At 73.3% G+C, this 10,816-nt stretch carries 8 protein-coding genes; 7 read left to right on the top strand and 1 reads right to left on the bottom strand.

Annotation, left to right across the window (positions count from 1 at the left end; all coding sequences use genetic code 11):
- Positions 1-54: 54 nt before the first annotated feature.
- Positions 55-1,143 (bottom strand): NADH:flavin oxidoreductase, encoded by a 1,089-nt coding sequence (locus ACFRQN_RS37230; RefSeq protein WP_380744989.1) that lies wholly within the window; start codon positions 1,141-1,143, stop codon positions 55-57.
- Positions 1,144-1,525: 382 nt separating this feature from the next.
- On the opposite strand from ACFRQN_RS37230, the gene ACFRQN_RS37235 reads away from it, so the two are divergent.
- The 7 genes from ACFRQN_RS37235 (at position 1,526) to ACFRQN_RS37265 (ending at position 10,736) form a co-directional block, all read left to right on the top strand.
- Positions 1,526-2,278, top strand: coding sequence for an oxidoreductase (locus ACFRQN_RS37235; protein ID WP_074002290.1), 753 nt, complete (start codon positions 1,526-1,528; stop codon positions 2,276-2,278).
- A gap of 29 nt (positions 2,279-2,307) precedes the next feature.
- Positions 2,308-3,504 carry a cytochrome P450 gene (locus tag ACFRQN_RS37240; protein ID WP_049658615.1) on the top strand — a complete coding sequence of 399 codons (1,197 nt, stop codon included), beginning with the start codon at positions 2,308-2,310 and terminating at the stop codon, positions 3,502-3,504.
- On the top strand, positions 3,501-6,986 hold the full coding sequence (car, locus tag ACFRQN_RS37245) for a carboxylic acid reductase (RefSeq protein ID WP_380744991.1): 3,486 nt from the start codon (positions 3,501-3,503) through the stop codon (positions 6,984-6,986). The genes ACFRQN_RS37240 and car overlap by 4 nt, the downstream gene beginning before the upstream one ends.
- 12 nt (positions 6,987-6,998) lie before the next feature.
- Positions 6,999-7,346 (top strand): nuclear transport factor 2 family protein, encoded by a 348-nt coding sequence (locus ACFRQN_RS37250; protein WP_049658964.1) that lies wholly within the window; start codon positions 6,999-7,001, stop codon positions 7,344-7,346.
- Between the two features lie 104 nt (positions 7,347-7,450).
- Entirely contained in the window at positions 7,451-8,494 is a 1,044-nt protein-coding gene (locus ACFRQN_RS37255) for a glycosyltransferase (protein ID WP_117487241.1), read from the top strand.
- Positions 8,495-8,617: 123 nt separating this feature from the next.
- Positions 8,618-10,228 carry a cytochrome bc complex cytochrome b subunit gene (locus tag ACFRQN_RS37260; RefSeq protein WP_380744994.1) on the top strand — a complete coding sequence of 537 codons (1,611 nt, stop codon included), beginning with the start codon at positions 8,618-8,620 and terminating at the stop codon, positions 10,226-10,228.
- Positions 10,229-10,259: 31 nt separating this feature from the next.
- Complete coding sequence (locus ACFRQN_RS37265; protein WP_063780248.1) at positions 10,260-10,736, top strand: PPOX class F420-dependent oxidoreductase; 477 nt, start codon at positions 10,260-10,262, stop codon at positions 10,734-10,736.
- Positions 10,737-10,816: the final 80 nt, after the last annotated feature.

Here is a 10,816-nt window from a genome sequence, read left to right on the forward strand (position 1 = left end):
GCACACGCCGCGGGCCCGGCCCTCCTTCTGTCAGCCGGTCAGCCGGTCCGGTGGTCAGACCAGGGTCGCGAGCACCGACGGGTCGTACGGGACCGCCCCGGCCAGCCCGCCGCCGAGCGCCCGCTCCGCCCAGTCGGGGTTGGCCAGCAGCGGCCGGCCGACCGCGACCAGGTCGAACTCGTCGCGTTCCAGCCGATCGACCAGCTCCTCGATGCCGGTGAGCCCGGCCGGCCGGGTGAAGCCGTCGGTGAACACGCCCTCGCCGTACTGGCGGTCCAGGCCGACCGAACCGACCGTCACGGCGGCCTTGCCGGTGAGCTTGCGCGCCCAGCCCGCCAGGTTCAGGTCGCTGCCCTCGAACTCGGGCAGCCAGTAGCGGCGGGTGGACGCGTGGAAGGCGTCGACCCCCGCCTCGGCCAGCGGGGTCAGCAGCTGCTCAAGCTCCTCCGGGCTCTCCGCGATCCGGGCGTCGTAGCGGCCGACCTTCCACTGGGAGAGCCGGAAGAGGACCGGGAACCCGGGGCTCACCGCCGCCCGGACGGCCTGCACCACCTCGGCCGCGAACCGGGCCCGGGAGGCCGGGTCGCCGCCGTAGCGGTCGGTGCGGCGGTTGGTGCCGTGCCACAGGAAGTCGTCGATCAGGTAGCCGTGCGCGCCGTGCAGTTCGACCCCGTCGAACCCGAGCCGCTCGGCGTCCGCGGCGCCGCGCGCGAAGGCGGCCACGGCGTCGTCGATGTCCTGCTGGCTCATGGCCCGCCCGGCCGGGCCGCCGTCCAGGCCGATCCCCGAGGGCCCCTCGGCGGGCGGTTCGGTGCCCGGGCGCTGCACCCCGGTGTGCCACAGCTGCGGGACGATCCGGCCGCCGGCCGCGTGCACCAGCGACACCACCCGGGACCAGCCCGCCAGCGCCTCCTCGCCGTGGAAGTGGGGGACCCCGTCGTAGGCCGCGGCGGCGGGGCGGCCGATGTAGGTGCCCTCCGTGACGATCAGCCCCACCCGGTGGGCCGCACGGCGGGCGTAGTACTCCGCGACGTCCGGGCCCGGCACCCCTCCGGGGGACTTCATCCTGGTCATCGGCGCCATCACGATCCGGTTCGGGACCGTCAGGTCGCCCACGGTGAACGGCTCTCCCAAGCCCGCCATTGTTCCTCCCGAGTTCGTCTGAATTCCGGGCCGGACGCCCCGGGCGATATCCCGCCGCGCCGCGGCGGTGTTTCCGTCCGTCTCATACCGGAGGTCCGTGCGTCGGCAATTCGACGATTATCGGGGCTATCGTTCCCGGCGTCCAGCGGCATCGGCCTGCCCGGCGGCCGACCGCCTTTCTGCACCGCGCCAGGCGATGCACTGCATCGACACAATCTTCTTGACCTTGCCGAAGCGGGTCGCGGATAGTGGTCCGCGGTGGTTCCGCGCCGCCCTTCCGCACCGGCACCGGGCCGTACCCGCCCGTACGCCGAAAAGCGTCTCTTCTGCCGAAAGGCGTCGCGGACAGGTTTTCCGACCAGGGAGAGGCGGCGGAACCGGAATGGAACGGGAATTGGCGGGAAAGCGGGCGGTGGTGACCGGCGGAAGCCGCGGCATCGGCGCCGGCATCGCACGGAAGCTGCTGGAGAGCGGCGCCACCGTCGTCACCACCGCGCGCAAACCGACCGGGGACACCCCGGCCGAATCCGCCTTCGTACCGTCCGACCTCAGCACCGCGGCCGGTGTCCGGGAATTCGCCGACACCGCGCTGGAAATCCTCGGCGGCGTGGACATCGTGGTCAACAACGCCGGCGGCTGCCGGACCTTCCAGAGCGCGCTGGACATCGAGAAGGACTGGCAGTACACCGTCGACATCAATTTCCTCTCCGCCGTCCGGCTCAATTCCGCACTCGTCCCCGCGATGCGTTCGGGAGGCGGCGGCGTCATCGTCCACATGTCCTCGATCGCCACCGTCTCCTCCTATCCGGTGATCCTGCACTACGCCGCCGCGAAAGCCGCCCTGGAGGTCTACCACAAAGGGCTGGCGACCGAACTGGCGCCGGACGGCATCCGGGTCGTCGCGCTTTCCCCCGGGAACGTCATGACGCCGGGCGCGGACGAGGCCCGGGACGGGATCGCCGACTACCTCGGGCTCGGGACGGACACGGCGGACTGGGCCGAGGGGATCCCGCTCGGCCGGATCGGGCGCACCGAGGACATCGCCGAGGCGGTCGGGTTCCTGGTGTCCCCGCGCGCCTCCTGGATCACCGGCAGCAACCTCGTCATCGACGGCGGGCGGATCGCGGCACTGTGACCGCCCCCGGGACCGGAAGGACTGACAACATGACCGCGACGGACGACGGGCCCCGCGCCTATCCGTTCGGCCCGACGCACCGGCTCGACATCGACCCGGAGCTGGCCGCGGTCTGCGGCGAGCAGCCCGTGCTGAGGGTCCGTCTGCCGTTCGGCGGGGACGCCTGGCTGGTCAGCCGCTACGCCGACGTCCGCGCCGTGCTGGCCGACCCCCGGTTCAGCCGCGCCGAGGCGGTCGGCGACCACGTGCCCCGCACGGTCTCGGCCGGCCTCCCCCGCACCTCGATGCTGAGCATGGACCCGCCCGAGCACACCCGGCTCCGGCGCCGGGTGGCCAACCCGTTCACCCTCCGCCGGGTCGAGGCGCTGCGGCCGCGCGCCCAGGAGATCGTGGACGAGCTGCTGGACGCGATGATCGCGTCGGGCTCGCCGGCCGACCTGACCAAGGCCCTGACCTGGCCGCTACCGGTCACCATGATCTGCGAACTGCTCGGGGTACCGCTCGCCGACCGCGACCGGTTCAACTCCTGGGTCGACGGCCTGCTGACGCTCTCCGACCCCGAGCTGTCCGCCCGCGACCGCGGGCACCTGAACGACTACCTGGCGGGCCTGGTCGCCGAACGCCGGGTCCACCCCACCGCCGACCTGCTCGGCGAACTGGCCTCCGTCGAGGGCGAGGAGAACGCGCTCACCGAGGAGGAGCTGGTCGGCCTCGGGGTCAGCCTGCTGTCCGCCGGCCAGGAGGCCACCGCCAACCAGATCGGCAACTTCGTCTACACCCTGCTGACCCGCCCCGAGCTGTGGCGGGAGCTGGTCGCCGACCCCGGCCTGATCCCCGGCGCGGTGGAGGAGCTCTCCCGGGTCGTCCCGATCAGCGCCACCGCCGGGTTCACCCGGATCGCCGTCGAGGACCTGGAGCTCAGCGGGCAGAAGATCCGCGCCGGTGACGCCGTGGTCGCCGAACTCGGGCTGGCCAACCGGGACCCGGAGGTCTTCGAGCAGCCCGACCGCATCGACTTCCACCGCAGCGCGTCCCCGCACGTCACCTTCGGGCACGGCGTGCACCACTGCCTCGGCGCGCAGCTCGCCCGGATGGAACTGCGCACCGTGCTCGGCTCCCTGGTCCGCCGTCTGCCGGGGCTGCACCTCGCCGTCCCGCCCGAGCGGATCAGCTGGCGCACCGAACGCCTCATCCGCGGGGCCGACGCCCTGCCGGTCGCCTGGTGAGCTCCGCCACGGCCGGGGCCGGCCACCGTCCGGGCGCGACGGGGCAGTCGGAAGGGCCGGGCGCGACGGGGCAGTCGGAGGCCGTACGGGCGGCGCTCGCCGATCCGGCCACCAGCCCGGCCGAGATCATGGCGACCGTCATGGCGGCCTACCGGGACCGGCCCGCCCTCGGCGAACGCGCCCGCGACCAGGCGACGGGGCGGCTGCTCCCGAGGTACGACACCGTCAGCTACGGGGAGCTGTGGGCGCGCGTCCGGGCGCTCGCCGGGGCCTGGGCGCACGAGCCTGGGTACCGGCTGGCCCCGGGCGACCGGATCTGCGTCCTCGGCTTCAGCAGCACCGACCACGCCACCGTCGACCTGGCCGGCGTCCACCTGGGCCTGGTCTCCGTGCCGCTGCACGCCAGCGCGCCGCTCTCCCAGCTGGCGCCGATCGTCGCGGAGACCGGGCCGCGGCTCCTCGCCACCAGCGTCGAACGGCTGGACACCGCCGTCGCCGCGGTGCTCGGGCAGCCGTCGGTCCGCCGCCTCCTGGTGTTCGACCACCACCCTGGGGTCCCCGCCGAGCGCGCCGCCGTCGAGGCCGCCGCCCGGCGGCTGGCCGAGGCCGGCGGCACCGCCGTGCTCGACACGCTCACCGCCGCGGTCGGGCGCGGCGCCCTGCTGCCCGACCCCCCGCTGCACGTCCCCGCCCCGGGCGAGGACCCGCTGGCCCTGCTCCTCTACACCTCCGGCAGCACCGGCGCCCCGAAGGGGGCGATGTACCCGCAGCGCCTCGCCCGCAACGCGTGGTGGGGATTCGTCTACGGGCCCGCCGACGTGCCGTCCGTCGTCGTCCACTACATGCCGCAGAGCCACCAGGCGGGCCGGATGTCGGTGCTGGGCACGCTCGCCCGGGGCGGCCTGGGCTGCTTCACCGCCAGGAGCGACCTGTCCTCCCTGTTCGAGGACATCGCGCTGGTCCGGCCCACCGAGCTGACCATGGTCCCCCGGGTCTGCGACATGCTCTTCCAGCGGTACCGCAGCGAACTCGACCGGCGGGCCGGCGAGCCCGGCGACGTCGACGCGGCCGTCAAGGCCCACCTGCGGGAGACCGTCCTGGGCGGGCGGGTGGCGAAGGCCTTCTGCGGGACGGCGCCGCTGTCCGCCGAGGTCGCGGAGTTCGTCGAGTCCTGCCTGGGACTGCACCTGTACACCGGCTACGGCTCGACCGAGGCCGGCGGGGTGCTGCTGGACACCGTGGTGCAGCGCCCGCCCGTCCTCGACTACAAGCTGGTCGACGTCCCGGAGCTGGGCTGCTTCCGCACCGACCGGCCGCACCCGCGCGGCGAGCTGCTGCTCAGGACGAGCGCCGCCATCCCCGGGTACTACCGTCGGCCCGAGCTCACCGCCGCCGTCTTCGACGAGGACGGCTACTACCGCACCGGCGACATCATGGCCGAGGTCGGACCGGACCGGCTGGTCTACGTCGGCCGCACCAAGGACGTGCTCAAGCTGTCCCAGGGCGAGTTCGTCACCGTCTCCCGGCTGGAGGGCGTCTTCCTCGGCAGCCCGCTGGTCCGGCAGGTCTTCGTGTACGGCAACAGCGAACGCTCCCACCTGCTCGCCGTGGTGGTGCCCACCCCGGAGGCGATCGCCCGCGCCGACGGCGACCCGGCCGCGCTCAAGCTGCTGATCGACCGGGAACTGCGGCGCACCGCCCGGGAGAACGGGCTCAACCCGTACGAGGTGCCCCGGGACTTCCTGGTCGAGACCGAGCCCTTCAGCCCGGCCAACGGCCTGCTCTCCGACAGCCACAAGCTGCTGCGCCCCCGGCTCCATGAACGCTACGGCGCGGCCCTGGAGCGCCGCTACGCCGAACTCGCCGACGAACAGGGCCGGCAGTTGCGGGAACTGCGCCGGACCGGTGCCGACCGGCCGGTCCAGGAGACCGTGAACCGAGCCGTGCGCGCCGTCCTGGGCCGGGCCGACGCCGGCGCGGACACCGGCGCGCGGTTCACCGAGCTCGGCGGCGACTCGCTCTCCGCGCTGTCCTTCACCACCCTCCTGAAGGAGGTCCTGGACATCGAGGTGCCGGTCGGCGTCGTCCTCGGCCCGGCCACCGACCTGGCCGGGGTGGCGGCGTACGTCGAGGCCCGGCGCACCGCCCCGGGGAGCAGGCCCACGGCCGCCTCCGTGCACGGCGGCGACGCGACCGAGGTCCGGGCCCGCGACCTCACCCCGGACCGGTTCATCGACGCCCCGACCCTGGCCGCCGCGCCGGGCCTGCCCGGCCCCGCGGAGTCCCCCCGGACCGTCCTGCTGACCGGCGCCAACGGGTTCCTCGGCCGCTTCCTCTGCCTGGAGTGGCTCCGCCGGCTGGCCCCGTCCGGCGGCCGGCTGGTCTGCCTCGTCCGCGGCCGCACGCCCGCCGACGCGGCCGAGCGGCTCGACCGGGCCTTCGGCACCGGGGGCGAGGCGTCCCGGCGGTACCGGGAACTGGCCGCCGGCACGCTGACCGTCCTCGCCGGGGACCTCGCCGAACCGCGCCTGGGCCTGGACCGGGCGGTGTGGAACGGGCTGGCCGAGTCGGTGGACCTGGTCGTCCACCCGGCCGCGCTGGTCAACCACGTGCTGCCCTACGCCGAGTTGTTCGGCCCCAACGTCGCGGGCACCGCCGAACTGGTCCGGCTGGCGCTCACCGAGCGGCTCAAGCCCGTCACCTACCTGTCCACCGTGGCCGTGCGCGGCGGAGCCGGGCCGTCCGCGCTCGACGAGGACGCCGACGTCCGGGAGGCGATCCCGCGCCGCCGCCTCGGCCGCGGCTACGCCGACGGGTACGCCGCGGGCAAGTGGGCGGGCGAGGTGCTGCTGCGGGAGGCCCACGAACGGTACGGCCTGCCGGTCACCACGTTCCGGTCGGGCATGATCCTCGCGCACAGCAGCTACCCGGGACAGCTGAACGTGCCCGACGTGTTCACCCGGCTGGTCCTCAGCCTGGTGGCCACCGGGATCGCACCGCGGTCGTTCCACCGCGGCGGCACGCCCGCGCGGCACGACGGCCTCCCGGTCGACTTCCTCGCCGAGGCGGTCACCGCGCTGGGCACCCCGGGCCCGGACGGCTACCGCACCTACAACGCCTGGAACCCGCACGACGACGGCGCCTCACTGGACACCCTCGTGGACTGGCTGGTCGAGGACGGCCACCCGATCCGGCGCGTCGACGACTACGACGACTGGTTCGCCCGCTTCACGACCGCGGTCCGGGCCCTGCCGGAACGGCAGCGCACCCACTCGGTGCTGCCCCTGCTGCACGCCTTCGAGCAACCGGGCGAGGACCGGCCCGCCCCGGCCCCGCGGTTCCGGGAGGCCGTCCGGGCGGCCGGGATCGGGCCCGACCGGGACGTGCCGCGGCTGTCCCCCGCCCTCGTCGCCAAGTACGTCACCGACCTGCGCGGCCTCGGCCTGCTCGACCGGCACCCCTCCCCTTCCCGCCCGCACTGAACGGAGAAGCCCATGGACCAGGACCTCGACGCGACGGTGGACGCCGGACTGCGGCTGCTGGAGGCACGCGACCTCGCCGGCTTCCGGGCCCTGTGCACCCCCGGCGCCACGGTGTGGCAGAACGACGGCGACGGCACCCGGCCGATCGACGCCCGGCTGGAGCGGATCGCCGCGTTCTTCGCCACCGTCGACTCCCTGCGGTACGAGGTCGTGCGCCGGTTCCACAAGCCCGACGAGGTGCTCCAGCAGCACGTCCTGGTGCTGGAGGCGCCGGACGGCACCCGCAGCCGGGTCCACGCCACCACCTACTTCCGCTTCGAGGACGGGCTGATCGCCGAGATCGAGGAGCACCTGCAGTAGCCCCGGCTCCCTGGTTCCCTGGATCCGTGGGTCCGTGGGTCCGTGGGTCCCTGGATCCGTGAGGCCCTGTTCCGCTCAAGTCGCTGGTTCGTCAGGGAGGTTCGGTGACCGGCCGAGTCGTCTACGCGTCGTTCGAGTTCCAGTTCCCGCTGGGCGGCATCCGCGTCCTGAACCAACAGGTCGCGCTGCTGCGGGCCGCCGGCGTCGAGGCGTACCGCTGGACGCCCACACCGGGATTCCGCTACACGTGGTTCGACGACGACGTGCCGACGCTGTCCGGGATGACCCTGGACCTCGGGCCCGAGGACGTCCTCGTGCTGCCCGAGGTCAGCGTGCTCCCGGGCCGCGACCCGGCGCCCGGCGGCCGCAAGGTCGTCTACTCGCAGGGGCACTACGTCCACTTCCTGACCTGCCCCGCCCCCGGCCCGTACCCGGGCTGGTCGGCCCGGCCGGCCCTGTGGACGGTCTCGAAGGCGGGCGCCGACATGCTCCGCCGCGCCCTGCCCGGGTTCGAACCGCACCTGGTGCCGAACACCGTCGACACCGGGCTGTTCCGGCCGGCGTCGACCGGGCGGGTCCGGCGCATCGCGTGGATGTCCCGCAAGCGCCCGGTCGAGAGCACGCTGCTCCACCGTCTGCTCCACGCCGACCCGCGGTCCAGGGGCGTCGAGCTGTACGACATCCACGCGGTTCCGCACGAGGAGGTCGCCCGCGTGCTGTCGGACACCTCGGTGTTCATCGCCCTGGGAGCGCCCGAGGGCGAGGGTTTCGGCCTGCCGCCGGCCGAGGCGATGGCCAGCGGCTGCCTGGTGACCGGTTACGCCGGCGGCGGCGGAGCGGAACTGTTCGACTCGCCGTCCGCGTGGCGGATCCCGGAGCTCGAAACGGACCGGCTGGCGGACCGGGCCCTGGAACTGCTCGACCTGCCCGGCCAGGACGAGGTGCGGCGGGCGGGCCGCCGCTGGGTCTCCGAGCGGTACACCACCGAGGCCGCGGTGGAGGCGCTGCTCGACGGCATCCGCAAGGCGCGCGCCCTGCCCGGCGGCGCGGCTCCGGCCACCCATCCGACCGCCTGGATGGAGGAGTTGCTGAGGCGCTTCCCGATCCCGCCGGAGGCGTACGCCCGGGTGGAACCACCGACCGCCTAGGACCCGCCGCCCTTCGGCGCACCGACCACCCCGAATGGAAATGGGGATTACCCCCCGGTTATCGTGGGCACCAGTGCGAACCGGGGACTCCTCCCCGCTTCCTTCGGACCGAGGTGCGTGCACATGACCCGGAATCAGAGCCCTGGGCGGGGGCAGCGGGCCGCCGACTGGGCGGACGGCCGGCTGGGGATCTACTCCCTGGCCAGGGCGAACCTGCGGAAGATCTTCCCGGACCACTGGTCCTTCATGCTGGGCGAGATCTGCCTCTACACCTTCGTCATCATCATCCTGACCGGCGTCTGGCTGACGCTGTTCTTCAAGCCCAGCATGGGCGAGGTGGTCTACGCCGGCTCGTACGTGCCGCTCAAGGGCGTCCCGATGTCGGAGGCCTACGCCTCCACCGTGGACATCAGCTTCGAGGTGCGCGGCGGCCTGCTGATCCGGCAGATCCACCACTGGGCGGCGATCGTCTTCGTCGCCGCCATGTTCGTCCACATGATGCGGGTGTTCTTCACCGGCGCCTTCCGCAAGCCGCGCGAGATCAACTGGGTGTTCGGCTTCCTGCTGCTCTTCCTCGGCATGCTGGACGGCTTCTTCGGCTACTCCCTGCCCGACGACCTGCTCTCCGGCACCGGCATCCGGTTCATCGAGGGCTCGATCCTCGCCGTGCCGCTGGTCGGCACGTACATCCAGATGTTCCTGTTCGGCGGGGAGTTCCCCGGCCACGACATCGTGCCGCGGTTCTTCACCATCCACGTGCTGCTGATCCCGGGCATCATGCTCGGCCTGCTGGTGGCCCACCTGATCCTGGTCTTCTACCACAAGCACACCCAGTGGGCGGGCCCCGGCAGGACCGAGAAGAACGTCGTCGGCATGCCGCTGATGCCGGTCTACCTGGCCAAGGCCGGCGGGTTCTTCTTCCTCGTCTTCGGCATCGTCGCGCTGGCCGCCGCGATCGCGACCGTCAACCCGATCTGGGCGTACGGCCCGTACCGTCCCGACCAGGTCTCCACCGACGCCCAGCCCGACTGGTACATGGGCTTCGCCGAGGGCCTGATCCGGATCATGCCCGGCTGGGAGATCGGACTGTGGGGACACACCCTCAACCTCGGGGTGCTCATCCCGTTCGCGCTGTTCCCGCTCGTCCTGGGCGCCATCGCCGTCTACCCGTTCATCGAGAACTGGGTGACCGACGACAAGCGGGAGCACCACCTGCTCGACCGGCCGCGCAACGCGCCCGTCCGCACCGCGCTCGGCGCCGCCTGGATCAGCCTCTACCTGGTGGCCCTGGCGGCCGGCGGCAACGACCTGATCGCCACCCACCTGCACCTGTCGCTCAACTCCATCACGTACGCCGCCCGCGTCGGCTTCTTCGCCGTCCCGGTCGCCGTCTTCGTCATCACCAAGCGCTGGTGCCTCGGCCTCCAGCGCCGCGACAGGGAGAAGGTGCTGCACGGCCGCGAGACGGGTGTCATCAAGCGCCTGCCGCACGGCGAGTTCACCGAAGTGCACGCCCGGCTCACGCCGCGGGAACTGCACCGGCTCACGGCGCACGAACAGCCCCGCCCCCTCGAACTGCCCGCCCCCGTGGACGAGAATGGAGTGGCCCGCCCGGCGGGGGTGCTCACCCGCACCCGGACCCGGCTCTCCCGCGGGTTCCACGGCGAGGGCGGCCGGATCCCCAAGCCCACCGCCGAGGAGTTCCACGAGATCACCGAGGGCCACGGGCACTGACCCGCACCCCCCGATGGCACAGGGAGGACAGGTGCACGACCGAACCGACCGAAGCGACCGGACCGACCAGGTCGACCCGACCGACCGGATCGCCGACAGCAGGTACCTCCTGCTCACCACCTTCGGCGAGGACGGCAGCCGGCTGGAGTCACAGCTCTGGGTGGTGCAGGACGGCACGGCCCTCGGGGTCTGGACCCCGGCCCACTCCGGCGAGGCCGAACGGATCCGCCGCCACCCCCGGGTGCTGATCGGCCCCTGCGACGCCCACGGGCGCCCCACCGGCCGCCGGATCCCGGCCCGGGCCCGGCTCTGCGACGCCGACGACACCGCCCGCTACCGCACCTCGCTGATCAACAAGTACGGCCTGACGGCACTGATCGCGCTCGCCCGCAGCCGGTTCCGGGTGGGGCTGGCCGGGACGGTCGGCATCCGGATCACGCTGAACGAACTGGAACGGCGGCTGGTCGGGCCGGAGTGGCTACCGCCGGCCACCTACTGCGTCAACTGACGGGCCGTCGCGTCCGGTCGTCGCGTCCGATCGTCAACCTCCGTCGAGTGCCGGGGCCTTGAGAAGGTCTGCCCCGGCAC

The organism is Kitasatospora sp. NPDC056800, from assembly GCF_042789775.1.
Lineage (GTDB): Bacteria > Actinomycetota > Actinomycetes > Streptomycetales > Streptomycetaceae > Kitasatospora.

What these genes read in the sequence shown, in the direction of transcription:
- ACFRQN_RS37230 (WP_380744989.1), bottom strand. Translation starts at nt 1,143, where the DNA reads ATGGCGGGCTTGGGAGAGCCGTTCACCGTGGGCGACCTGACGGTCCCG.
- ACFRQN_RS37235 (WP_074002290.1), top strand. Translation starts at nt 1,526, where the DNA reads ATGGAACGGGAATTGGCGGGAAAGCGGGCGGTGGTGACCGGCGGAAGC.
- ACFRQN_RS37240 (WP_049658615.1), top strand. Translation starts at nt 2,308, where the DNA reads ATGACCGCGACGGACGACGGGCCCCGCGCCTATCCGTTCGGCCCGACG.
- ACFRQN_RS37250 (WP_049658964.1), top strand. Translation starts at nt 6,999, where the DNA reads ATGGACCAGGACCTCGACGCGACGGTGGACGCCGGACTGCGGCTGCTG.
- ACFRQN_RS37260 (WP_380744994.1), top strand. Translation starts at nt 8,618, where the DNA reads ATGACCCGGAATCAGAGCCCTGGGCGGGGGCAGCGGGCCGCCGACTGG.